General features: G+C 34.6%; 27 protein-coding genes and 1 other annotated feature. Of the genes, 1 reads left to right on the top strand and 26 read right to left on the bottom strand.

Features of this window, described 5'->3' with window-relative positions:
* Positions 1-24 precede the first annotated feature (24 nt).
* The 26 genes from CWS01_RS22750 to rpsU form a co-directional block, all read right to left on the bottom strand.
* On the bottom strand, positions 25-183 hold the full coding sequence (locus CWS01_RS22750; protein WP_168714432.1) for a hypothetical protein: 159 nt from the start codon (positions 181-183) through the stop codon (positions 25-27).
* A gap of 182 nt (positions 184-365) precedes the next feature.
* A complete protein-coding gene (locus tag CWS01_RS20700) occupies positions 366-1,481 on the bottom strand; it encodes a Nif3-like dinuclear metal center hexameric protein (protein ID WP_101179179.1) in 1,116 nt (371 codons plus the stop codon).
* Complete coding sequence (locus CWS01_RS20695) at positions 1,468-2,187, bottom strand: tRNA (adenine(22)-N(1))-methyltransferase (RefSeq protein ID WP_101179178.1); 720 nt, start codon at positions 2,185-2,187, stop codon at positions 1,468-1,470. Before CWS01_RS20695 ends, CWS01_RS20700 begins: the two co-directional genes overlap by 14 nt.
* Before the next feature lie 112 nt (positions 2,188-2,299).
* Positions 2,300-2,839 carry a hypothetical protein gene (locus CWS01_RS20690; protein WP_101179177.1) on the bottom strand — a complete coding sequence of 180 codons (540 nt, stop codon included), beginning with the start codon at positions 2,837-2,839 and terminating at the stop codon, positions 2,300-2,302.
* Positions 2,840-3,014: 175 nt separating this feature from the next.
* A complete protein-coding gene (gene rpoD, locus CWS01_RS20685) occupies positions 3,015-4,139 on the bottom strand; it encodes an RNA polymerase sigma factor RpoD (protein ID WP_101179176.1) in 1,125 nt (374 codons plus the stop codon).
* A 42-nt stretch (positions 4,140-4,181) separates the two neighbouring features.
* Positions 4,182-5,996 carry a DNA primase gene (gene dnaG / locus CWS01_RS20680; RefSeq protein WP_101179175.1) on the bottom strand — a complete coding sequence of 605 codons (1,815 nt, stop codon included), beginning with the start codon at positions 5,994-5,996 and terminating at the stop codon, positions 4,182-4,184.
* Positions 5,997-6,054: 58 nt separating this feature from the next.
* The gene (locus tag CWS01_RS20675) at positions 6,055-6,495 is read right to left on the bottom strand and encodes a YaiI/YqxD family protein (RefSeq protein ID WP_101179174.1); all 441 of its coding nucleotides are present in this window, start codon (positions 6,493-6,495) and stop codon (positions 6,055-6,057) included.
* A gap of 374 nt (positions 6,496-6,869) precedes the next feature.
* Positions 6,870-7,694: a pyruvate, water dikinase regulatory protein gene (locus CWS01_RS20670; RefSeq protein ID WP_101179173.1), complete on the bottom strand. Its 825-nt coding sequence runs from the start codon at positions 7,692-7,694 to the stop codon at positions 6,870-6,872.
* A 16-nt stretch (positions 7,695-7,710) separates the two neighbouring features.
* Positions 7,711-8,343: a helix-turn-helix transcriptional regulator gene (locus CWS01_RS20665; protein WP_101179172.1), complete on the bottom strand. Its 633-nt coding sequence runs from the start codon at positions 8,341-8,343 to the stop codon at positions 7,711-7,713.
* Between the two features lie 302 nt (positions 8,344-8,645).
* A complete protein-coding gene (glyS, locus tag CWS01_RS20660; protein WP_101179170.1) occupies positions 8,646-10,712 on the bottom strand; it encodes a glycine--tRNA ligase subunit beta in 2,067 nt (688 codons plus the stop codon).
* Positions 10,713-10,725: 13 nt separating this feature from the next.
* The gene (gene glyQ, locus CWS01_RS20655) at positions 10,726-11,595 is read right to left on the bottom strand and encodes a glycine--tRNA ligase subunit alpha (protein ID WP_101179167.1); all 870 of its coding nucleotides are present in this window, start codon (positions 11,593-11,595) and stop codon (positions 10,726-10,728) included.
* Positions 11,596-11,689: 94 nt separating this feature from the next.
* Positions 11,690-11,863 (bottom strand) — a binding site (T-box leader).
* 46 nt (positions 11,864-11,909) lie between these two features.
* A complete protein-coding gene (gene recO, locus CWS01_RS20650) occupies positions 11,910-12,665 on the bottom strand; it encodes a DNA repair protein RecO (protein WP_101179165.1) in 756 nt (251 codons plus the stop codon).
* Positions 12,666-12,698: 33 nt separating this feature from the next.
* On the bottom strand, positions 12,699-12,842 hold the full coding sequence (locus CWS01_RS20645) for a YqzL family protein (RefSeq protein WP_101179163.1): 144 nt from the start codon (positions 12,840-12,842) through the stop codon (positions 12,699-12,701).
* Positions 12,843-12,971: 129 nt separating this feature from the next.
* Positions 12,972-13,886 carry a GTPase Era gene (gene era / locus CWS01_RS20640; protein ID WP_101179161.1) on the bottom strand — a complete coding sequence of 305 codons (915 nt, stop codon included), beginning with the start codon at positions 13,884-13,886 and terminating at the stop codon, positions 12,972-12,974.
* Positions 13,873-14,277, bottom strand: a complete 405-nt coding sequence (locus CWS01_RS20635; RefSeq protein WP_101179159.1) for a cytidine deaminase — start codon at positions 14,275-14,277, stop codon at positions 13,873-13,875. The genes era and CWS01_RS20635 overlap by 14 nt, the downstream gene beginning before the upstream one ends.
* A 591-nt stretch (positions 14,278-14,868) precedes the next feature.
* Positions 14,869-15,246, bottom strand: a complete 378-nt coding sequence (locus CWS01_RS20630) for a diacylglycerol kinase family protein (protein ID WP_407938588.1) — start codon at positions 15,244-15,246, stop codon at positions 14,869-14,871.
* Entirely contained in the window at positions 15,236-15,706 is a 471-nt protein-coding gene (gene ybeY, locus CWS01_RS20625; protein ID WP_101179156.1) for an rRNA maturation RNase YbeY, read from the bottom strand. The genes CWS01_RS20630 and ybeY overlap by 11 nt, the downstream gene beginning before the upstream one ends.
* Entirely contained in the window at positions 15,703-17,880 is a 2,178-nt protein-coding gene (locus tag CWS01_RS20620; RefSeq protein ID WP_101179154.1) for an HD family phosphohydrolase, read from the bottom strand. Before CWS01_RS20620 ends, ybeY begins: the two co-directional genes overlap by 4 nt.
* Positions 17,881-18,309: 429 nt before the next feature.
* Complete coding sequence (locus CWS01_RS20615; RefSeq protein ID WP_101179152.1) at positions 18,310-19,278, bottom strand: PhoH family protein; 969 nt, start codon at positions 19,276-19,278, stop codon at positions 18,310-18,312.
* Positions 19,275-20,468, bottom strand: a complete 1,194-nt coding sequence (gene yqfD, locus CWS01_RS20610) for a sporulation protein YqfD (protein ID WP_101179150.1) — start codon at positions 20,466-20,468, stop codon at positions 19,275-19,277. Before yqfD ends, CWS01_RS20615 begins: the two co-directional genes overlap by 4 nt.
* A 14-nt stretch (positions 20,469-20,482) precedes the next feature.
* A complete protein-coding gene (yqfC, locus tag CWS01_RS20605; protein WP_101179148.1) occupies positions 20,483-20,767 on the bottom strand; it encodes a sporulation protein YqfC in 285 nt (94 codons plus the stop codon).
* A 102-nt stretch (positions 20,768-20,869) separates the two neighbouring features.
* Positions 20,870-21,310, bottom strand: a complete 441-nt coding sequence (locus CWS01_RS20600) for a hypothetical protein (RefSeq protein WP_101179146.1) — start codon at positions 21,308-21,310, stop codon at positions 20,870-20,872.
* A 199-nt stretch (positions 21,311-21,509) separates the two neighbouring features.
* The gene (gene floA / locus CWS01_RS20595; RefSeq protein WP_101179144.1) at positions 21,510-22,502 is read right to left on the bottom strand and encodes a flotillin-like protein FloA; all 993 of its coding nucleotides are present in this window, start codon (positions 22,500-22,502) and stop codon (positions 21,510-21,512) included.
* Positions 22,503-22,516: 14 nt separating this feature from the next.
* Entirely contained in the window at positions 22,517-23,842 is a 1,326-nt protein-coding gene (locus CWS01_RS20590) for an NfeD family protein (protein WP_407938589.1), read from the bottom strand.
* Between the two features lie 155 nt (positions 23,843-23,997).
* Complete coding sequence (locus tag CWS01_RS20585; RefSeq protein WP_101179142.1) at positions 23,998-24,441, bottom strand: GatB/YqeY domain-containing protein; 444 nt, start codon at positions 24,439-24,441, stop codon at positions 23,998-24,000.
* A 15-nt stretch (positions 24,442-24,456) separates the two neighbouring features.
* On the bottom strand, positions 24,457-24,630 hold the full coding sequence (rpsU, locus tag CWS01_RS20580) for a 30S ribosomal protein S21 (RefSeq protein WP_003152957.1): 174 nt from the start codon (positions 24,628-24,630) through the stop codon (positions 24,457-24,459).
* A gap of 321 nt (positions 24,631-24,951) precedes the next feature.
* On the opposite strand from rpsU, the gene CWS01_RS20575 reads away from it, so the two are divergent.
* Complete coding sequence (locus tag CWS01_RS20575) at positions 24,952-25,869, top strand: Na/Pi symporter (protein WP_101179140.1); 918 nt, start codon at positions 24,952-24,954, stop codon at positions 25,867-25,869.
* Positions 25,870-25,946 lie beyond the last annotated feature (77 nt).

The following is a 25,946-nucleotide window of genomic DNA, read 5'->3' as shown; positions in this document are numbered from 1 at the left end:
TGAAATAAAGCTGCCTAATTTTATTTATAAGACTGTTTTCGTAAACTTTGTTGCTTTTAAAGGAGTAGGTTGATTTCCATTCCAGGATGCTCGCTTTCCGTGGGGCGGGCAGTGAGCATCCTCAGGCTGTGAACTGCGGTGCGGGGTCTCACCTGTTCCGCTAATCCCATAGGAGTCTAGCACCTTTCACTCCAATCAACCTGTCTTAACAATAGATTTATTCATAGAAACTATTTAAAAAACAATAATCTTTTAGAAAACAGCCATTTATAATAAAGTAATTTATTCTTCGCTTACAGACTTAGCTGAAAATCTAAGCATTTAAAAAAGGTGTTTTTTCCCTTACTTGTCTACTTTCACTTCTTTTAAACAAATTGAAATGGATCTGTATGAACAACAGACGGAAAAATATGGACATTATAGCCTTTTTCTAAACACATTGCTGTTAACTTCTTGGAAACCCCTTTTTTCATTACTTTTTCTACATTATGACCTGGATCAATAATATTTAGGCCAAGAGCTTGGGCATCATGTGCGACATGATAGTACATATCTCCTGTAACATACACATCTGCTCCTTTAAATAAGGCTTGAGAAAAATATTTATTGCCATCTCCCCCAAGCACAGCCACTTTTTTTACTTTTGCTTTTAAATCTCCTACTACTCTAACCGTATCCACTTCTAATACTTTTTTGACATGCAAAGCAAAATCCGAAAGCGTCATTTCCTCACAATTGCCGATTCTTCCTAATCCTAATTGCTCCCCGCTAGTTTGCAGATCAAATAAATCATATGCCACTTCTTCATATGGATGTGCCTTTACCATCGCTTTGATAATCTTTTTTTCCACTGAAGCTGGAATAACAGTTTCTATTTTGACTTCTTGAACAGTTTCTAATACATGGTGTGTTCCTATATACGGATTTGTATCGCTGCCTGGTTTAAATTGCCCTTGTCCATTTGTTGAAAACAAACAATGAGTATAGTTTCCAATCGCACCAGCACCTGCATCACCTAATGCTTTTTTTACATTCTCTTCCGCTTCTTTCGGTACATAAACAATCAGTTTTTTTAACTTATCTTCATATGTAGGAATAAGAACCTCTGTATTTTTTAATCCTAGGGCATCACTTAATAAGTCATTAACCCCACCCTTTGCCACATCTAAGTTTGTATGGGCCGCGTACACAGATATATCATGTTTAATTAATTTCTCCATTAATCGACCAGTTGGATTATCATTTGTAATCTTTGTTAAAGGGCGAAAAATGGGTGGATGATGGGCAATGATTAAATCTACTTTGTTTGCAATGGCTTCCTCTACTACTTCATCCAACACATCGAGTGCAATCATCACATTTTTTACTGGACGACTCAAGTCGCCAACTTGCAGTCCAATTTTATCTCCTTCCATTGCATAAGCTTTAGGAGAAAACTGCTCAAATAAAGAAATAATTTCATATCCATTAATTTGTTTCATCAAGCAAAACCTCCTCCACTAGGCTAATTTTTGCAATGAGTTCTTCTTTCTTTTGTTTATTTTCTTCAGAATCAGGGGCTGCTTTCAGCTTTGTTAATATTCTCTGCCAATTTTTGATTTCAGACGTCCATTTTTTTTGAAAGATATTATTTTTTTCTTTCATTAAAAATGGACCTAATAATAAGACCGCATCTGCGTTTATTTTATCTTCAAACACCATTTTCCCTTGTTCTGCAACAAGTACTTCGTAAATCTTTCCATCTTCTTCTATTATTTCTTCTTGCACTAATTTCCACTCATTTTCTAATAGCCATACGCGAATTGAATAGGCATGGATATTCGGCTGAAGAATCAAACGCTTTACCGTTGAAAGCTTTTTTTCCCCCTGTTCAAGAATGCTAGCAATTAACGACCCTCCCATACCCGCAATCGTTATGCAATCCACTTCCCCTAACTCTACAACTTCTAGGCCATTTCCTTTGCGAACAGAGATCAAGGAAGATAACCCCTCTTGTCTTACTTGAGTACATGCAGATTTATAGGGGCCTTCCACTACTTCTCCTGCAATTGCAAAGCTCGCTTTATTTTTTTTCAGCATATAACAAGGCAAATAAGCGTGATCAGAACCTATATCAGCAAACCTAGCACCTTCTAGAATATATTTCGCGACCGTTTCTAGCCGTTTTGATAATTTCTCCGTATTCATTTTTACACCACATTTCTAAAAAATCAATCATAATTAAAGCTGTTCTTTCCAAAGCTATTTCTTCTATTAGTATAAATATTGTTGCGCTTCGTTGCAAAAGTCATCATTAAAATTAATATATTTTATAGAAAAAAAGTCCAATTAATAAAATAAAACCAACACAGGATGATATAGTCAAATATAATAACTGAAGCTTTCTCCCTGCGATAAACCATATTAAGCAATGAAACATTAACATACTATTAAGCATCATTAAGTTTTCAGGAAACAGCTTTATCACTATATGTACACTTGCAAGCAAAAAAATTAACGCAGTCGCAGAAATTACAATATCTACTCCTAAATTTTTATATGTCAAAAAATAAATGCTTCCAATACAAAAAGTCAGAAAAATTAGTGAAATACCCATTTGCAAAATGAAAGACAATTCAGTAAAATAAAATAAAAATACTGTTATTGGAATAAATGATAAACAGAGACTACCTAAAAAAAGACTTAAACGACTTTTTCTCATCAATTCTGTTTCTTCTGCAGGCTGATTTCCTTCTGTATAGAGTGTTAATAAATAATTACAATAGTGCTCAGGAAGCATACGACTTTCTTTCCAGTACATAATCTCTTTGACAATAATATTTTTTCTATTTTCATTCATTAGTAAATCACTTCCTTTTAAAAAAAGGTGACATATAGGGGAGGAATTAACTTTACTAAACATTGTGTATCATTGCTCTATTAACTCTCATTCAACAAAAAAAGAAATAGCTACTTCCATCGTAAGAAGTCAACTATTTCTTTACAACTGCTTTTCAAAGCTGTGTTAAAAAATCTTACTCTAAGAAATCTTTTAGACGTTTGCTTCTGCTTGGATGTCTTAATTTCCTTAGTGCCTTAGCTTCAATTTGACGGATCCGTTCACGAGTTACACCAAACACTTTACCTACTTCTTCTAGTGTACGTGTACGACCATCATCAAGACCAAAACGTAATCTTAATACATTTTCTTCGCGATCTGTTAATGTATCAAGAACATCTTCTAGCTGCTCTTTTAATAATTCATATGCCGCATGTTCAGATGGTGATGTAGCATCTTGATCTTCAATGAAATCACCTAAATGGGAATCATCTTCTTCCCCAATTGGTGTTTCTAATGAAACTGGCTCTTGAGCAATTTTTAATATTTCTCTTACTTTATCTGGAGTTAAGTCCATATCTTCGCCGATTTCTTCAGGAGTTGGTTCACGCCCTAAATCCTGCAGCAATTGACGCTGAACACGTATTAGTTTATTGATTGTTTCTACCATATGAACTGGTATGCGAATTGTTCTAGCCTGGTCAGCAATCGCTCTTGTAATTGCCTGACGAATCCACCATGTAGCATACGTACTAAACTTAAAGCCTTTTTCATAGTCGAACTTTTCGACAGCTTTAATTAAGCCCATATTTCCTTCTTGGATTAAATCTAAGAACATCATACCCCGTCCAACATACCTTTTAGCAATACTTACAACAAGGCGCAAGTTGGCTTCGGCAAGGCGGCGTTTTGCTTCCTCATCACCTTCTAGGATACGTTTCGCCAATTTAATTTCTTCTTCAGCAGATAGTAAATCCACTCTACCGATTTCTTTTAAATACATACGAACTGGATCATTTATTTTAACGCCAGGAGGTACACTTAGATCATTTAGATCAAATTCTTCTTCCCCTTTAGCAAGTTGTTGAACATTAGGAGCATCATTCTCTCCATCGCCAATCAGTTCCACTCCCTGATCCCCCAAAAACTCATAAAATTCATCCATTTGATGGGAGTCTAACTCAAAACTGGATAATTTTTCTGCAATATCATCATACGCAAGTACACCAGTTTTTTTACCTACTTCTGTTAATTGTTCTTTTACCTGATCAAGGGTCATTTCCGTTTCAATTTCTTTTGAACGGGTTGACTTTTCAGCCATATGTCCCCCTCCTTCCAAAAAATCAAGACCATCATTTTTTATTTATTTTAATGATTTTTCCAACAACAGCACTTCCATGCCAATCTTAGCTGCTTCCACATAATTCTGTTGTCTTTCGGCTTCTTTTTGCTTTAGTTTTTTTTCTTTAATTTCCACTATTTTGTCATAGTTCAAAAGTTGTTTCATATAGTCCATTAATTCTTGGTTGCTTAATTCTTCATTGATATCCATCATTTCAATATCAACTACCATTCGTTTTAGCTCATTATCAGCAATAAAGTTGATAAAAGAGCTGATATCTGAACTTTGACCAGACTCATAAAAAGCTAAAAGATACGTAAAAATTGCTTGATGTTCATCAATATTAAAGGTCTTTCCTTGTAAATATTCTTGCACTTTAAAAGCTATATCTTCACTTTTTAACATATGTGCAAGCAATCTTCTTTCTGCTGTTTGATATGCAGGCAATAAACTTTTCACTTGTTTTTTTACACTATATTGCTTTACTGGTGTACTAATGCTTTTATTTGAATTATTTATTTGTAAAGAATCCGCCAGTTGTCTTTCTTGCTGTTGCAATGCTTCTAAAGAAATCGAAAATTCGCTGGAAAGTTGCCTTGTATATAAATCCTTTTCCACAATTTTTTCAAGTTTAGCAATTTCACCTAATACCTTTTCTATATATTCCAGCTTATCTCCTTCATTTTGAAGATTTTTTCCTCTGCGATAATACATTAACTTAAAGCTCATATATGGAAGTGCATTATGAAGAATTTCATTTTGCAGTTTTTCCTCTCCATATTGGTTAACATAATCATCAGGATCCATCCCATCTGGCAATACAGCCACTTTCACTTGGCAATTTGCTTTTGTTAATAATTGGCCTGCGCGAAAAGCTGCTTCAATACCAGCAGAATCAGAATCATAACAAATAGTGACTGTTTGAGAATTTCTTTTTAAAATTGAAATATGTTCATCCGTCAGCGAAGTACCCATTGTTGCTACTCCATTTTCAATTCCAGATCTAGAAGCTGCAATCACATCGGCAAAACCTTCAAAAAGAACAGCTTGCTGCGATTTGCGAATGCTAGACCGTGCGGAAAAAAAATTGTAAAGTGTACTGCTTTTATTAAAGATTGGCGTTTCAGGACTATTAAGATATTTCGGATGGCTATCTCCAAGTGCACGACCTGAAAAAGCGACGATATTCCCATTACGATCCATAATCGGAAAAATAATGCGATCCCTAAAACGGTCAAAGTATTTATTTTCTTTATCGCTTTTGATGATTAGTCCAGCCTTTTCCATTAAAGTCCCATCATATTTCCTTTTTGCTAAAAATTTCACTGCAATATCCCATGATGACAAGGAGTATCCTATTTGAAACTTCTCAATGATAGGAAGTGTAAAGCCTCTATTTAATAAATATTCCAAAGCATGTTGACCATCCTTTGTGTTTACAAGCAAATGATGATAGAATTTAGATAATAAATCATGTGCATCAATCATTTGTTGCAGTGAATCAGGAATGTTTTTTTTCTTTTCAGCATCCGCTATATCTATGCCAAGATCAATATTTGCTCTACTTGCTAATTTAGCAGCGACTTCTTGAAAAGAAAATCCTTCAAGATCCATAAGGAAGGAAAATACATTTCCACCTGCATTACATCCAAAACAATGAAAAATTTGCTTTTCAGGTGAAACAGAAAAGGATGGGGTTTTTTCCCCATGAAATGGACATAATCCAAGAAAATTGCGTCCTTGTTTTGTTAATTGGACATGTTCGCCAATTACATCCACTATATCAATTGCTTGTTTTATTTCATTTATTTTTTCTTCAGGAATTCGCCCAACCATTTAAAGCATCTCCCTTAAAAAAATCCTACATACGTAAAGGATATTCGACACAACCGCATTAAACTCCTTCAAAATTCGACAAAATCTTTATTAAATTTTTTTTAAAATTTTTTCGGTCTGCTTCTGTAAAAGGTTTGGGACCTTTTCCATAAATGCCTCTTCTTCTTGCTTTTGCTGATAAGTAACGCATATCCAACGCAGTAGCTATATCTTTCTCTTCCATTACCTTTCCCCTTGGAGAAAGAACATACACATCCTTTAATAGGAGTGTTGAAGCCAGTCCGATATCCTGTGTTATTACGATATCCTGTTTTTTCACAGAATTCATAATAAATAAATCCACTGCTTCTTTGCTGCTGTCGACATATTTCCATTTCATGTTTGTTTCTTCCCTTGTCATATGAGCATAGGAAGCAATAAATACTACTTCGACAGAATAGCATTTGGCAATTTCGACAATTTCTTCCTTCACTGGACAGGAATCAGCGTCAACATACATGATATGTTTCCCTAATGTACTAGTAATTCTACATCACTCCACATATTCCTTCTTACAATTTTTTTTTCGCTGAAAGAAGTATTGTCGAATTTTTTTTATGTCTTTTTCTTGACTTCTCACAATAAATAGTTTATTCCTTATAAGCCAACTCTAAACCTAAATTACAATACTTTTTTATCACAATTTTTTATTATAGTATATATATCCAGAAAACACCATGATTTTTTAGAAAATTTTAACGAAAAGAAAAAATAACGTTTCTATTTTAACATGTAAAAGACCTTGTTATTTATTAAACAAAGTCTTTAGCATTTCATTCCAATTAAATATACGTTTCTTTTATAAAACTATATGTACTAATTAAATGAAAATAATTAAGATTGATGCTTCGTGCGATGATAAAGGTTAAAAATAATATTGGCCGTTTCTTCTACAGCTTTATTTGTCACATCAATAACCGGGCATCCAATTTGATTAACAACCCGATCAAAATATGTTATTTCTTCTTGAATCCGTTCAATTTTTGCATAGCTGGCACTATCACTTAATCCTAACGAAATCAAACGTTCTTTACGGATATTATTTAATTTTTGCGGACTAATTTTCAAACCAAAACATTTATTTGCCGGCAGCTGAAATAATTCTTTTGGCGGATCTACTTCCGGTACAATTGGTACATTTGCAACTTTTACTCGCTTATGAGCCAAAAATTGAGACAACGGTGTTTTGGACGTTCTTGAAACGCCAATAAGAATGATATCTGCCTTTGCTAAACCTCTTGGATCACGGCCATCATCATATTTAACGGCAAATTCAATTGCTTCCACTTTTTTAAAATAATCCTCATCCAATTTTCTTACAAGTCCAGGTTCATATAAAGGAGTTTTCCCCCAATGCATCTGAAATTGGTCGATAATTGGCCCGATAATATCACAAGCATATACGCCCTCTTCTAAAGCAAGCTCACTCATATACTTGCGCATTTCTGGCTTGACAAGGGTATAGGCGATCATGCCATGCTCGAGTTTTGCTTGAAGAACCACTTCATGAATATTTGACTTTTCTTCAACAAAAGGAAAACGCTTAATGAGAACATTAACATTATGCCCTGAAAATTGACTGATCGCAGCTTTTGTAACAAGTTCAGCCGTTTCCCCTACAGAATCCGAAACCACATAAATTATTTGTCTTTCTTCCACCTAAAGTTCCCCCTTTTTACGAAAGCATTTGTTCATTGTGCAGAGCAACTAATGCCTTTGTGATATTTGTTTTTGTTACTCTTCCCACTACAACAAGCCCCTTTTCTGAATCCTTTACAACTGGAAGAGCATCAATTTCTCGTTCGATTAATTTTTTGCCGACATTCACCAATAACTCATCCAAATAACAATAAGCAACATTTGGCATTCTTGTCATAATAATCGTCACTGGGAGGGATGTTAATTCCTGTTTTCCAATACTTGCACGAAGAAAATCTTTGCGAGAAACTACCCCCACTAATAAGGAGAGTTTATCTACAACAAAAATGGTGCCAACATCCTCTGTAAACATTGTAACAATTGCATCATAGACAGAAGTATTTTCATTCACCACTACAGGTCTTGAATAATAATCACTAACTAGTAATTTTTGAATATTCTCTGTTAAAAGTTGCTCAGATGTTTTTCCCGTATAAAAATAACCAACTCTAGGCCTTGCGTCAAGAAAACCTGCCATTGTTAGTATCGCAAGATCTGGACGTAATGTTGCCCTTGTCAAATGTAGCTTCTCTGCAATTTGCTCTCCTGTTATCGGTCCATTTGCTTTGACGATTTCCACTATTTGTTCTTGCCTTTTATTCAGTTCTATTTTTATTCACCACCTTAAAAGGAATGAATACGCTATGTATGCAAATTATACAATAAAAGGCACTTTATCCTATAATTTTTCGCCTTATCATCTGCACACTATAACAAAGCTATTGACATGAAATTTCATTACCTATTTTAATTAACTATATACTGGAGTGAAGTGTTTATCAAAGGAAAAAGAAAAAGAGGTTATCCAATCAGCGCTATCCACTTATTACTTATAGTAAACCTTGTAATTAAATATATTCTCGAAAACAAGATTTTTAAGTGCATGCCTAGAATTGAATCTCCTCTTAAACTTTATTTCACAAGTATTTCATTAACATTTGCAAATTGTCTAATTAAATCAGCAAGTTTGCTCATTTGATTTAAACGATTTTCCTTTACTTTTTCATCTTTGGCCATAACCATCGTATGATCAAAATAGTTTGTAATGGTCTGCTTCAAAGCGAACAACAATTGGAAGGCTTCCTCTTCGTTTTGAATTGTTTCTAAATTCTCTTTAACAGATAAATAACTGTTATAAAGAACGGATTCTTCTTCATTTTCAAATAAAGTCTGCTCTATTTCTCCAACAACTGCAGCTTTGCTAGAAATATTAATAATACGACTTAACGCCTCTACGCCTTCTTTAAAACCTTCATCTTCTTTATGAGATTCTAACACTTGAGCTTTTTTTACTAAACTTGCGATACTTGCGATCTTGCTGCCTAATACCGCATCAATTAAATCATAACGTATCCCTTTTTCTTGAAGAATATGTTTAATACGAAGTGTAAAGAAGGAAATAATATTTTGATATAATTCTTCTTTTGTTACCTTAAAGGAATTTTCCCCATTATCAATTGTACTATTAACTAAATCTTCCAGTGATAAATTCCACTCTTTATCCAATAAAGTTTGGACAACTCCCGTTGCTTGTCTTCTTAGAGCATATGGATCTTGTGAACCAGATGGAATTAACCCGATACCGAAAAAGGAAACAATTGTATCCAATTTTTCAGCAAGTGCAAGTACTGCTCCTACATTGCTTGGTGCTGTGCCATCTTCTGCGGAACGAGGCATATAATGTTCATTGATTGCTTTTGCAACTGCTTCTTTTTCTCCTTTTTGAATGGCATACTTTTCGCCCATTAAACCTTGCAGTTCAGGGAATTCATACACCATATTTGTCACAAGGTCAAACTTGGCAATTTGCGCAGCACGATCTGCATTTTGTTTTTCCTCTTCACTTAAATGCAAGCTATCCGCTATTTTATTCGCTAAGGAACGAACTCTTGCTACTTTCTCCGCTAATGTCCCTATTTCTTCATGATATACAATAGATTGAAGTTTTCCCAAAAGTAAATCAATCGTTGTTTTCTGATCTTCATTGTAAAAGAACGCTGCATCTGCTAAGCGAGCACGCAATACTTTTTCATTCCCTTTTGCTACTTTCTCTATATGATTGCTGTCTCCATTTCTTACTGTTACAAAAAACGGAAGCAATTCTCCTTGTTTAGATTTCACTGGAAAATAGCGCTGATGCTCTTTCATGCTTGTAATCAGAACTTCATTAGGCAGTTCTAAATAAGATTCTTCAAACTTGCCAAATAATGCAGTTGGATACTCGACTAAATTTACTACTTCCTCAAGCAACTCTTCATCCATTGGAATTTTCCAATTATTATCTTCTTCTATTTTGTTGATTTGTGAAACAATCATGGATTTCCGTTCCACTGGATTTGCTACAACATATTGATCCAATAATATTTGTACATATTCACTTGGGCGTTTAATAGTTATTTCTGTTCCAAGGAATCGATGACCTAAAGATGTATTATTTGTCGTTACATTTGTGATAGTAAAAGGAATCACTTCTTCCCCAAACAGTGCAAGTATCCATTTAATTGGACGTACATATCGTAAATCATTATTTGCCCAACGCATGTTTTTTGGGAAGGTTAAACTTAAGATGATTTCCTTTAATTCTGGCAATAATGCTGTAGTCGCTTGCCCTTTTATAAATTTTTTCACATGAGCATATTCTACACCGTTTATTTCTTTAAAGAAAATATCCTCGACTGTCATTTGCTGTCCTCTTGTAAAACCAACAGCCGCTTTGGACCATTCTCCATTTTCCGCAAGCGCAATTTTTTTTGCCGGACCTTTTGCTTCTTCTTCTACGTCTTTTTGCGCTTCATCCAAGTCACTTACCAGGACTGCCAATCTTCTAGGGGTTGAAAAAGCTTCCACTGATTTATAGGCTAGTTGCTTTTCATTTAGCCATGCTTCTAGTTTATCTTTTAATGCATTCATGCTGCTTGTTACAAATCGTGCAGGCATTTCCTCTAAACCAATCTCTAATAACAAATCTCTTTTGCTCATCAATTAAACCTCCTTATCTTTTTAAAATCGGGAATCCTAATTTCTCTCGTTCGTCATAGAATGTTTTTGCTACTTTACGAGCTAAGTTCCGGCATCTTCCAATATATCCCGTTCTTTCTGTAACAGAAATAGCTCCTCTAGCATCAAGAAGATTAAATACGTGGGAACATTTTAATACATAATCATAGGCTGGATGAACTAGTCCTTCCTCCATTTGTCTATGTGCTTCTTTTTCATACACATTAAATAAATGGAAAAGCATATCGACATCCGATGTTTCAAAAGTATATTTACTGTGCTCGTATTCTGGCTGATAAAAAATGTCCTTTACCGTAAAACCATCTGTCCATTCTAGTTCAAATACATTTTCTTTATCTTGTATATAGGAAGCTAGTCTTTCAATCCCATATGTAATTTCAACTGAAACTGGTTTACATTCCAATCCACCAACTTGCTGGAAATAGGTGAATTGCGTAATCTCCATGCCATCTAACCAAACTTCCCAGCCAAGCCCTGCACATCCTAAGGAAGGGTTTTCCCAGTTATCTTCCACAAAACGAATATCATGCTCTAATGGATTAATTCCTAATGCTTTTAATGAATCTAAATAAAGCTCTTGAATATTATCAGGGGATGGTTTCATAATTACTTGAAACTGATGATGCTGATAAAGTCTATTTGGATTATCCCCATATCTTCCATCTGCTGGCCTTCTAGATGGTTCTACATAGGCAACATTCCAAGGCTCAGGACCTATTGCCCGTAAAAAAGTATAAGGGCTCATCGTTCCAGCACCCTTTTCCACATCATATGCTTGCATTAATATACAACCATAATCAGACCAATGTTTTTGCAATGTTAATATCATGTTTTGAATGTTCATTGCGTTTTGCACCTCCAAAATTAGTTAACCTTTTTTATTTGCATAAGGACTATTTAAAAAACAAAAAACTCTCGTCCCTATGCCAAAAAATTAGCATAGGGACGAGAGTTAACCCGCGGTTCCACCCTATTTGCTGCAAAAAACAGCCACTTTCCATAGGTGTTGCTCCAAAAACGCCTTCCTTAATGCTTTTGTACCTAGCTTTCACTATCCTAGGCTCGCTTAAACAACAGGTAATTAAGTACTATTTTCTTTTCAACGCAACTATTTTGTTATCAAAAATATTAACGAAAAAAAAAGAGGTTGTCAACTCTCTAATTAAAATGCTGTCCAAAATCCTTTAGTGAGTGAAGAAATTTTTTGGATTTTAAATATAAACCAGAGTATTCCTCATAATAAGCCGAGATAATAAGATTAAGTTCTTTTTTTGTCTGCTCTTTAACCGATATTGTTCCAAGTCTAGAAATATCAAATAAATAAAAAATCCGCAGCAGTTTTACCGTTGCTTGAGAAATTTTATAGTGATAGGGATCTTTTTCTATACAGCGGTGACAGATTAACCCGCCCTCTCGAATAGAAAAAGAAAAATTCCCATCTGTTGCGCCACAAACGGAACACTTATCAAGTATTGGATATAATCCAAGTGTATTTAGCATTTTCATTTCATAAATATGTGTCAGTATCTCCCCATCATACCCCTCATTCATATACTGCAAAATTTGATGAAGCAGTTCAAAATGATAAGGATTCGGTTTTTTTTCCTCCACACATTTATCTGTTAGTTCTACAATATAGCTTGCATATGCCGTTAAGAAAATATCTTCTTTTAACGCACGCATGCTTGTTATTATTTCACCTTGCTGCAATAGTCCTAAACCGCGGCTTCTTTGCACTAAATAAAAACCATATGTAAACGGTTGAGTAATGCTTGCGAGTCTAGAGTTTGATTTCTTAGCCCCTCGAGCCATTACTCCAACCTTTCCCCATTCTCGGGTATATAATGTAACAATTTTATTTGTTTCGCCATAATCGATTGTTTTAATTACGATGCCTTCACATTTTTCTAGCAGCTATAACTCACCATCCCTGTTTAAGAGACAGTTCTATGAGATGGGGGAATCTAAACTTGCTAGCTCCTCATCTTGAATTCCTGGTATTTCATGATTATCCTTTTCTAATTCTTTAAAGAGTAGATAAGTATCAATATTACCTGTCTGGGAGAAAACTTTCCAGGTAAAGTCTAACATAATAAAACCCCACCTTTCAATTTTTAAAACTAGCATTATTTCGCCTTAACCTTATCATAGCCTGTCTTTTTAAAATCATGTGACGAAAAAATTGTTAATTAAATTCATGTATAAACACTAAAAAATTGTTTAATATTCGTCTTCTCGAAAACCAAAGTCTCTTAATTGAGACATTTTATTGCGCCAATCTTTTTGCACTTTTACCCATAGCTCCAAAAATACCTTTGTTCCAAGAAGGTTTTCGATATCGGTTCTTGCTCTTTTTCCCACTTCTTTCAGCATGCTGCCTTGTTTGCCTATAATAATCCCTTTTTGCGAATCTCTTTCGATCACAATAGTAGCCATAACATGGACAACATCATTAGGTTTTTTCTCCATTTTTTCAATAACAACTGCTAAAGAATGTGGAATTTCTTCCCTTGTTAAATGCAATACTTTTTCCCTGATTAATTCTGAAACAATAAATCTTTCTGGATGATCTGTCACTTGATCAGCTGGATAAAACTGGGGTCCTTCCGGCATATATACTTTGATTTGTTCTAATAATCTTTCTACATTATTTCCTTCTAATGCAGAAATTGGCACTATTTCTTTAAATGGATATTTTTCTTTATAAGAATCAATGATGGAAAATAATTTATCTGGGTGAATAGTATCGATTTTATTTACAACAAGGAAAATTGGTGTTTTTACATTTTGGAATTTCTCCAAAATAAACTCTTCTCCTTTTCCAAATCCTTCTTCAGCGTTCACCATAAATAAAATGAGATCCACTTCTTTTAATGTGTTTTGAGCAACTTTCATCATAAAATCACCAAGGCGATGTTTTGGCTTATGAATGCCTGGTGTATCAATAAAAATAAGCTGAGAATCATTTGTTGTTAAAACCCCTTGCACTTTATTGCGTGTCGTTTGGGGTTTATCACTCATAATTGCAATTTTTTGGCCAATTACACGGTTTAAAAATGTTGATTTTCCTACATTCGGTCTTCCAATAATACTAATAAATCCTGATTTATGTTCGCTATTATTATTTATGTTCATTTAAGTCCTCCGGTGAAAATGCTCCTGGCAATAATTGTTCAACAGTTGTTTTTTGTATATCTCCGTTTAGGTTTGTTAAGACAACAACCATATCTTTTGGGCAAAATTCAGCAATCGCCTGTCTGCAAATCCCACATGGCGATACTGGTCCAGTTGTATCTGCTACTACTGCTAGCATAGTGAATTTCCTTTCGCCTTCTGAAACAGCTTTAAATAAAGCTGTTCTTTCTGCACAATTTGTCACACCATACGATGCGTTTTCAATATTGCAGCCATGATATACGGTTCCGTTATCACTAAGCAGTGCCGCTCCTACTTTAAATTTAGAGTAGGGAACATATGCTTTTTCTCTTGCTTTTTTCGCTTCTTCTATTAATTGATTTTTATTCAAAATGGCCTCTCTCCTTATTGTACCCTAAAGATTAGGTTATTTTTCATGTTTCCTTATTTATTTTTCAGAATTTTTACATTTTAATATTTTTGTAATAAAACTATGTATTAGATCATAATTACTGATGAAACATATAAAAAATGGACAACCATTTCGCTGTATGATTTGGCCGCACTACCTGTTCATGATTATTCAGCTAATATCTCCTATACTTTTACAGAGATTTCTCTTTTTTAAAATAAAGGCCTGTTAAACCTGCCCATTGATTGCAGCGAGAGGCGTTCACTTTCCGCTTGAGATTCAGGGTCTCCCTTTGACCCGCTTTCCCATAAGAGTCTCACACACCGGCTCCAATCGACAATAAACATTAACATAACCAAAAATAAAATTATTTTAATCCTCTAAAAGCACTGCTTTAAAATATTATATGAAAATTATATACTAAGTTTCATTTTCAATAAAGGGGTTAGAGAAAAAGAGGCTTATTTCCTTATCAGCTTTTGCTTTAACCAAATATTTCAAAAAGAAAAAGGGATTTGAATAATGGGAAATCATTTATTCAAATCCCCTTTAAGGCTCTATTATGAACATTTAAAACAGCGAATCAACTATTTTAGGCAAAAAAATAATCAACCCAATAACAACTGAAACAACTGCCGCAACTAACACAGCACCTGCAGCAATATCTTTGGCTTCTTTGGCTAATGGGTGGAAGTCCTTTGTTACTAAATCCACCACACGTTCAATTGCCGTATTCATCATTTCCATAGTGATCACTAGCCCCATTGCTATCGCAAGCATCATCCAATTTACTGCTGACACTTGATAATAAAATCCAAGAAAAATAATGATGCTAGATATTATCAGGTGAAACTTTAAATTTCTTTCTTTTTTTACTGCTCTAACTATTCCTGACAAAGCAAAACGAAAGGAAGAAAATAGGTTATTCCTTATTCCCTTATCTTTCAAGCCCAAACTCATCCAATATTTGCTTTTGAGTTGAGAACATAATTTCTTCCTCCTCTTTTGTAAGATGGTCATATCCTAATAAATGGAGAAATCCATGGACAGATAAAAAACCGAGTTCTCGCATATAAGAATGACCATAGTCTTTTGCTTGCTCCTCTGCTTTGTCAATAGAAATAATGATATCTCCTAACACACGGGGCATGTCAGCACCAACTAATTCTACTTCTCCTTCGCCTAATTCCTCCATAGCAAATGAAATAACATCTGTAGGCTGGTCCTTTTTTCGATACTCTTTATTTATTTCTTGTATTCTGTCATTCCCTACAAATGTAACAGATAATTCAACAGTACCTTTTAGCTCTTGTTTTTGTGCAGCAAATTGCAGCAAATCATAAATAATATTCTGATCATTTTCCGTTACTTTTTCTGTTTCATCAATAAAATCAATTTCCATTTTCATATTGGTTCGTCCTTTACTTTTTTCATATCAGGATATTCAATCCGTGAATGAAAGATTCCCTTTAATGTTTCACATAATGTATTTCTTATTCTGTCTATTTCCTTTAAGCTTAAATCACACTCATCCAATTGTCCATCTTGCAGACGATCAGAAACAATGTTTTTTATAAGCCCTTCAATCTGTTCAGGGGTTGGTGAATTTAAACTTCTCACAGCGGCTTCTACACTGTCAGCTATTCCTATTATCGCAGCTTCTTTTGTTTGTGCTTTTGGACCAGGGTATCGGAAATCACTTTCTTTCACATCCAGACCTTTTTCTTTTGCTTTATAGTAAAAGAATTTTAGCAGTGTTGTGCCATGATGCTGTTCCGCAATATCCACAATTTCCTTAGGCATCTTATATTTACGCAATAATTCTGCCCCATCTGTTGCATGTGCAATAATGATATTTTTGCTTGCTAAAGCTGGCAGACGATCATGTGGATTTCCCATATTCAACTGATTTTCAATAAAAAAATGGGGACGTTTTGTTTTTCCTATATCATGATAATAACAACCAACTCGTGCTAACAAGCCATTTGCTCCAATTGCTTCACAAGCAGATTCTGATAGATTTGCGACCATTACACTATGATGATAGGTTCCAGGTGCTTCTGTCAAAATCTTTTTTAACAATGGATGATTAGGATTTGATAATTCGATTAGCTTCATCGTAGATAAAATGCCAAATCCCGCTTCAAAAAAAGGCAAAAAACCAATCGTTAAAACCGCTGCTGATATTCCAGAGATAACGGCGACTAATACATAGATGCCATATTCCTTTGCACCATATTGGCCATTTTGCAATAGAATCATGGAAAAGATAGCGATAATATTAACAATGGATACAAATAGACCTGCCTGCAGAATATTAGAACGCTGGTTATGTTTTTTCAAAAAAAGAACGGCAGCGAGCCCTCCAGCAAATATATAAACACCCATTGCTACATTAAAGGTGCCAGAAACTCCTTCATTAAACATAATCATCCCAAAAACCCCTAAAATTAAGGCAGTAATAATGGCCAGCTTTTCTTCCATTAGTATTTTAATCAGCATTACAGCCATAGCAGAGGGAAATATATATCCAATTTCCGCATAATCGAATTGTTGAAAAATGCTTACTGTTTTCATAAGAAGAAGACTAATGACAAAAATCAAACTAAACATAATCATATAATTTTGTTTTGTATCTTTTTTTTCATCTATCGCTAAAAAGTAATAATAAAACATGGCAAGAACAGCAAGAATCATCATGCCTAACCCAAGATAGGACTGAATGGAATTTTCATTTGCCAATAATCCTACTAACTCTAATTGGCGATAGACTTCCCTGCTTATTAATTGCCCTTCTTCGACAATAATTTGCCCTTGCAATATTTTAACAGGGTCTACATTATCAACCGCCTGCTGCCTTAATTCTTCTGTTGCAGAAGGATCATAAAACTCATTTTGAATAATAGCAAATCTTCCCAAATCAATCGATGCACTTTTTAAATCAGAATCCAAGCTATAATTGCTTTTTAAATCTTCTTCTAATTTTTTCTTGGCGTTTTCCACTTCATCTGCTGGTATTTTATTGCCCATCACAGAATTTATGGATGTTACTGTAATGTCCTTTGCTATTTCCAAGTCATTATCCTTATACATAAGCAATGCTTTTAAACTAGTATCCATTACTTCTTTTGTAACATTATCTGTTAATTTTCCCTTTAGCAATGTCAGTTTTTCTGAAATAGAGGGTTCAGAAACAGTTTGTTCATTTTCCCCTTGTTTTTTCCTTTGTTCTGCAAGGTCTTTCTCCACTTCACGGTTCACTTCTGAAACAGAATCAAAAATTGAAGAAACTAAATCCACCCTATTTTGTGCAATTTCTTTATTAACTACATATACATCCTGTACTTGATTTTTACTTTCTTCTTTTTTCTTTTCCGTACTTTCTTTATCTTCAATTGTTATCGGAGAGCGGATAGTTTGATCTGCTACTGTAAATAAATTGACCACCAATTTTTCTGGTTTAACATTCGAAAACATAGTAAAAAATAAAACAATACCGATTAATAAAAATAAGATTATTTTCATTAAACTTGCATGCATTAAACTTTTCATTTTTTCAATAAATTGGCGAAAAAAATTCATGGTAACCTCCTATCTATAAGAATAGGGTGACGCAAAAACGCTAGATTTGACGTAATATGTAAAATCATAACAGTTTTTTTGCTTGTTTTCATCTTTTTTCTTTCTTTTCTTTGCAATCACTTATTTATCCACAGAAATGAGTCGTCCCCCTCTTAAAAACCCGTTAATGCGTGATAAAAAACACAGACTTATACAATATCTGTGTGTGGCCTATACTTTATTCTGCCTTAGAATATATCAGTGGGAGATCTAGAAAAACCCCTCTTATTGCGACTTTAACTTATTTTATAATAAGATCTTTTATGGCTTCTACTCTAATGAATAGAACATATTTTATGAAATGCATAAAAAGCCGAAGCTCTTTTTAGGAAATTTGCAATATCCTATAGCCGCATTTAAGCTGCGCAAAAGAGATTCGACTTTTGTCATCTATTCATTTTCCACTTCTTTATAAGCCCTAACGATTTTTCCTACAAGGGGATGTCTCACAACATCACTTTCTTCAAGATTGACAAATTGAATGCCTGATACATTTCGAAGAATTCTTTCAGACGCAATTAAACCTGATTTTACACCTTTTGGCAAATCAATTTGTGTCTTATCACCTGTAATCACCATTTTAGAACCAAATCCAAGCCTTGTTAAAAACATTTTCATTTGTGCTTGTGTTGTATTTTGCGCTTCATCTAGAATAATATAGGCATCTTCTAGTGTTCTTCCCCTCATATAAGCGAGCGGCGCTACTTCAATTGTATTTCGTTCAATTAAACGAGCAGTATGTTCCATACCTAAGACATCATGCAAAGCATCATAAAGGGGTCTTAAATAAGGATCTACCTTTTCCTTTAAATCGCCTGGCAAAAACCCTAAACTCTCTCCAGCTTCAACCGCGGGGCGCGTTAAAACAATACGGCTCACTTTCCCGCTTTTTAATGCATTTACTGCCATTACTACTGCCAAATAGGTTTTTCCCGTACCAGCAGGGCCTATGCCAAAAACTAGATCATTTTTTTTCATTGCTTGAATATATCCGCTTTGCCCAATCGTTTTAACGCGAATCGACTTGCCTTTAATTGTTTTGGCTATTTCTTCATCATAAAGAGCGCCAAAATATTCTAAAGTACCTTTTTTCGCCAATGAAACGGCATAAATAACATCCCTCTGACTAATTGATATGCCTTTTCGGATCACTTGCAAAAGCTTTTCTACCACATCTCCAACAAGATCGATGCTAGTTGGATTCATAGAGGAAACATACAAAGTTTCTCCTCTTGTTACGATGTTGCAATCAAATTCTTTTTCCAATAATTGAAGGTTTGTGTCTCCATTCCCTAATAGGGCAATCGCTTCGTTAGGATCATTTAATTTTACATTCATTGTTTTTAAATCTTCTGTCATTCCAAGTCTCCTTGAGTTATAGGTTGTACTTTCGCAATGTTTTCAATTGTTGTAAAATCTATATTTAGTATTACTTTACCATTCTTTATGGATTGGTGCAAAACTTTCTCTTCCTTTATTTTTCCATCTTCCCCAATTTTATTAAGCACATCTTTTCGAGCCATTTCCTTTCCTTTTTTTATGGCTTCCTTTTTACTATAAGTTCTTGTTACTTCTTCTTTTTCTCGATACGTTTTATTTACAATAGTAATTGGCAGTTCCCATTTTAAAAACTTTACATATTGTTTATTTTCTTCTACCACATAATTTTTATATTCCATTTTTCCAAATCCCCAAATTGGCACATTTACTTTTCCAACTGAAAGATAGTGTTTTTGCTTTTCATTGCCATTAAACACTTGAAATGTTGTATTTATTGGCACTGTGACTTTTGAAGTAAACCAAGTTTCTCCCCAAACTTTTCCTTTTGCAGACACTATTTTTGTATTTTCTTCTTTCCCTATTGTACCTGATACTAATAGTTGTCCCTTTTTGACCACCTGATTGACAGTAAAAACTTTTTCTCCCTCTTCCACAAAATAATCTACAACCGTTGCGGTTTTCGTTGCAACTAAGTTTTGTGCACTTGTTTTTTGCACTTGTTTTGGTTCATTTTTTTCCACCACTTGAAAGTGATAAGTTGTCCCTTTTAATTCCACCCCAACCCAGGTTATCGCATTAATGCTGTTTGTCAGCTCTTCTTGGATAACATCCAATTCTTTTGTAAAAAACTGCAGTTTCCCTATTTTGATATCCATTTTATCCAACTGTTTGCGGATCTTATATTCTGTAGCTGGATTAGCTCCTTTAATTTCGATTCCCCACACCATATTTGATAAAACAAAAACTAGTCCAATAAAAAGGAATATACCAGCTAAAAAACCGCTGTTTTTTAGCATTCTTTTATAAAGAAAGGGAGCTCCAGCCCGGCGCTGGAACTCTATTTTGCACCCACTTCCTCTTACAAGATGACGAAACCTTTTCACCTTTCTTAAACTCATTTGAAAAGTGATTGACTTTGGTCCATGTTTTTTCACATTCCATATTAAAATATTATTTCTGAGCAGTTGATTTAAAAATCTTTCCAACCCTTTCCCAGTAGCTTTCACTGTTACGATACCTGAAAAAAATTCAATCCAATGATTTTTCATAGCTTCCTCCTGAATTAATCATTTATGTACATGACATGATCTATTTTCCCTTCCAACAGTATTTCTTCTGACATAATGGTTTTAATGACAAAACCTTTTCCTTTTATTAAAAGCTGCCCTTGCTTAAGAAGCAGCCTCAGCTCCTTATCGGAAAACGTAATAAGTCCTCGGTGGTTCTCAATATAAATATGAATTTGACCAATCATGGTAATTCTAGGTAAGTCCATCATGACATCTTGAGGAAGCTCTAAGTTTTTCAACATCCAGTTCCGCAGCGTATTTCCCCATTTTTTAGCCATAAAAAAGAACCCCCTTTCATCTCATATTTATGAGAAAAAAGAGGATTCTAGCACCTATTTTCTAGGAAAGTTTATCTTTTCTTGCAATTTCCATTAAATTGTTCACCGAACAGAATTCCTTCTGTAGCCCTTCGCTAAACGCCTTCTGGGGGGCGGCGATAGCACTTCTGAAAAAATAATGGCATCTACCACATTATTTTTCGTAAAAAACCCATTTGCTTGTTCCTGGGAAGGAGATGAATCTTTTACCATAACTTTTGTCTGATGCTCTAGAATTCGAAGCTTTTTCTCGAGCATCTTTTTTTCTTTTTTTAAGTTATCTAATTCTGTTCTCCCCTGTAACTTTATTGTTTCTAGTTCTGATAAAGGAATAGAAATTTCTTTTGAATGATCTATCCTTTTTTCCTCAGAAAGAGAAGGGGGCGTATGTTTTTTAGTTGGTATAGGTGTTGACATCGGTATTTTCTTTTTTTCTTTTCCGCTTTTTTCAAACAAAGAAAACAATACTCCGACAACAATAGCAATAATCGAAATATACTCCAAGGAGATGCCTCCTTTCTTTTTTCTCACAGCCCCAGCAACTTAACTCTTTTGCTATAAGCTTTATTGATTTTTTGCTTTCCTTAGCTTTCCTGCAAAATTAAAGAAAAAAACAGGAACAAAAAAGCATTTTATCCATCCTGTTCATTCCTGCGCCTATCTAAAAATGAAAGGACCTATCTCTTATTAAAAGCTTTTTATTTTAATTATTCTTATTATCTTTATTTTCATTTGTTAACTTGCCAATAGAACCGCGCATTTCGGTATCTGCCGTTATATTTTGTAAATTTATATAATCCATTACGCCAATATTCCCTGAACGCAGTGCATCCGACATCGCCATTGGCACTTCTGCCTCTGCTTCTACTACTTTCGCACGCATTTCCTCGACTTTTGCTTTCATTTCCTGCTCTTGCGCTACAGCCATTGCTCTACGCTCTTCTGCTTTTGCTTGAGCTATCTTTTTATCTGCTTCTGCCTGTTCTGTTTGCAATTCCGCTCCAATATTTTTGCCGATATCTACATCCGCAATATCAATCGACAGAATCTCAAACGCAGTGCCTGCATCTAACCCTTTTGATAATACTGTTTGTGAAATCATATCAGGATTTTCTAACACTTTTTTATGATTAGAAGATGAACCAATAGTAGAAACAATCCCTTCCCCAACACGGGCCACAACTGTTTCTTCTCCAGCTCCCCCGACAAGTCTTTCAATATTTGCCCGAACCGTAATTCTAGCTTTTGCTTTTACTTCAATCCCATCCATTGCTACCCCTGCAATAAATGGTGTTTCAATTACTTTCGGATTTACACTCATTTGAACTGCTTCTAATACATCACGACCAGCTAAATCAATAGCAGCGGATCTTTCAAACGATAACTCAATATTCGCTCGATGTGCCGCAATCAATGCATTTACCACTCTGTCTACATTTCCTCCTGCTAAATAATGGCTTTCTAACTGATTAATCGTTACACTCAGCCCCGCTTTATGTGCTTTAATTAACGGATTTACAACACGACTTGGTATTACCCTTCTTAATCGCATCCCAACTAATGTAAAGATGCTGATCTTTACACCTGCCGCTAGAGCAGAAATCCATAGCATAATTGGTACAAAAGTTAGAAAAACCCCTATTAATATAACAGCTAAAACAATAATAACAATTGTAAAAATATCTATTCCTAACATACTTTTCCTCCCTCTTATTGCTCCTCTTCTTTTATGCTGCGCACAACAATTTTTGATCCTTCTGCTTTTATTATTTTTACTTTTTTATCTTTTTCAATAAAACTCCCTTCACTCACCACATCTATCCGCTCATCCTCAAGTTCAACAGTTCCAGCAGGGCGCAGAGCTGTTACTGTGATTCCAACTTTTCCAACTAAATCAATTCTCGTTTTATTCGAAACATAACCACTTTCTGTACTTGTTGAATCGGTTAGTATCATTTTTTTAAAGAACTTCATTTTTCTGCCCAACACCTTTACCATAATAATAGCTGCAAGAATGGATGTAATTATTGCAATCAATATGCTTATCCCCATATGAACAATATTACTGCTTGCGAGGAACAAACTAGCGATGATGGCAATACCGCCTAAAATACCGGCAATTCCTCCTGCTATAAAAAATTCCAGTATAATTAAACCTAACCCAATGACAAATAAAATAATAGATTCATATCCAGTCAATCCAGATACTAAATGTCCATAAAAAAATAATAGCAAAGAGCTAATTCCAGCAAACCCTGCAAGCCCTAATCCAGGTGAATATAATTCAACAATTAAGCCTATACTGCCAATGGACAAAAGCAACGGAACAACATAGGGGTTTGTTACAAAACGAGCTACTTTATCCGCAAAACCTTCTTTTACTTCTTTTATTTCGGCATTTTCTAAATTTAGTTTTTCTAGCACTTCCTGAAAATTATGCACAGTTCCTTCTGAGTATCCAACTTCGAGGCTTTGAGTAGAGGTTAACGTAAGAAATTTCCCCGCCGGAGCCCCATATTTCGGCAAAGAAATTGATTTATCCGCCATAGCCATCGCGTAAATAGGATCTCTTCCGTGTTTTTCAGCCGCTCCTCTCATAGCGGAAATCCAATAAGATTGAGCTTTTTCATCTGCAGCGTTTCCTGTTCCATCAATCACTCCTGCGGCTCCCATTCTGCTGCCTTCCTGCATATATATTTCATCTGTATTTAATGCAATAAAGGAACCTGCCGAAATAGCATCCTGATTAATATAACTGACTGTTTTAACTGGTGTTTCTGAAATTCTTTTTCCAATCTTTGCTGCTGCATCTACTGCTCCACCAGGTGTATCCATTTCAAATATAATGGCTGCTGCACGGTCTTTTTCTGCCGTTGAAATAGCTCGATTTAAAAATTCATTTAATCCCTTTTCAACCGTATCTTTTATTGGAACAACATATACAATCTGCTCTTTTGCAGCAGTTAATCCAGGAATGATAGAAAAAAGAAAACCTAAAAATAAACAAACAAACCAAAATGTTTTCCGGATCAATATTTCCCTCCTTTCTTTTTAGTTATTTATATGTATATTTACGGTAGAAAAATGAAAAGGTTTCATTTTTTTGCATTCTTTATATTTCCCTATTTCATTATGTTGATTTCATGTAAAAAGGCTACAGTATAAACTGTAGCCTTTAAAACAGTATTAATTTATGAAAGGTGTTGTTGTACAAGTTTATTTACTAGTGAACCATCTGCTTTACCTTTAACCTTTGGCATTAAAGCAGCCATCACTTTTCCCATATCTTTCTTAGAAGATGCACCAGTTTCAGCAATTACTTCACTTACTATTGCTGCTAACTCTTCTTCAGAAAGCTGTTTAGGCATATATATTTCAACATGCTTTAACTCCGCACGTACTTTGTCAACAAGATCATTTCGACTTGCTTTTTCAAACTCATGGAGGGAGTCCTTGCGTTGTTTTACTTCGCGAGAAAGGACTGATAACTCTGCTTCTTCAGAAAGTTCACTGCCAAGTTTAATGCTTTCATTTTGCAAGGCAGCTTTTAACATTCTAATTACAGTCAGTTTATCTTTTTCTTTGTTTTTCATCGCTTGCTTCATATCGGTATTTAAACGCTCGAGAAGACTCAATTAATACACCCTCTCTTAGAACTTACGTTTTCTTGCTGCTTCTGATTTTTTCTTACGTTTAACACTAGGTTTTTCGTAGAATTCGCGCTTTCTAGCTTCCTGCAAAGTACCAGTTTTTGATACTGAACGTTTGAAGCGACGAAGAGCATCTTCAAGCGATTCGTTTTTACGAACGACGGTTTTAGACATTCTCTTTCCCTCCCTCCGAGCACAACACACTAACATCAACATGTTTCCCATGTACCTTGACATTATAATATAAACAACGATACAAGGTCAACTGTATTTAGCACAGTACTTGTATTACTTTTAAAAAAAATTGAAAAAATGGCAAAGAAATGTGTAAAATAACCATTTATTTCTTTTTATATTTTTCCACATCTAAAAAAAGCTAAACCTTTAAATAGATATTTATGCAATTTCTCTTTTATTCCCTACAAATTCTTCCCTTATTTTTAAACATGTCCTATGCATAATCTGCATATAGTTTTTATGAAGGAGTGAGTACAAATGATTTATATAGGATTATTTCTTGTCTTTATTATTCTGTTTATTTTTGGCATGACTATACTCAGGACAGGCCTTTTTAATTTATCTTCCTACAATTTAAAGATTTGGCTGGAGAAATTAACAGACAAGCCATGGAAAGGGTTTATCATCTCTATTATTATTACAGCATTGCTTCAAAGCAGTTCAGCAGTAATGGTGCTTACGATTGGGCTTATCGCTGCACGAGCATTAACGTTTCCTCAATCAATCGGAATTATTTTAGGCACAAATATCGGCACAACTTTTACAACAGAATTTATTACTTTTAATATAGATCATATCCTTTTACCCCTTGCGATAATAGGTGTTTTTTTTATTCTCGTTCCTAATAAAAAATGGCGCAGCCTTGGATTTATTTTATTTGGAATTGCCATTGTCTTTACTGCAATGCGAGGATTTAAATATTTTGCCAGCATTCTGCAGGAAAATCCTGAAATCAAACATTTTTTATTATATATGGCAGACCATACTTTTTTTGCATTACTAGCCGGCATTCTCCTTACTGCACTTATCCAATCTAGCACCGCAACAATTGGGATTATTATGGGTTTTTTATCGGCAGGAATGCTTCCTGTCGAAACTGCTATTGCTGTTATGTTAGGTTCTAATATCGGGACATGCATTACTTCTTATTTAGCCTCAATCGGCGGCGAAAAAGAATCTAAATTATGCGCCTATGCACATATTTGGCTAAATATTGGCGGGGTAATTCTTTTTTATCCGTTAATTGACGAGTTAAAGCTGATTGTAGCATCTATGACAGCAGATAAAAATGTGCAGCTCGCTCATGCAAGTCTTATCTTTAATGTATTATCATCCTTCCTTGTACTACCATTTGCAGAAAAATTCGGACATCTTATTATGAAAATTCATAAATAATTTTTTACTTAAGCTATATAAACAATCATTATCTTTCAAAAAAACTGCAGATAGTTTGATATTATCCCCTTTAAGTA

Origin of the sequence: Niallia nealsonii, from assembly GCF_002835805.1 — a bacterium.
Taxonomy (GTDB): Bacteria; Bacillota; Bacilli; order Bacillales; family Cytobacillaceae; genus Niallia; species Niallia nealsonii.
This window is presented reverse-complemented; position numbering and strand designations above follow the sequence as displayed.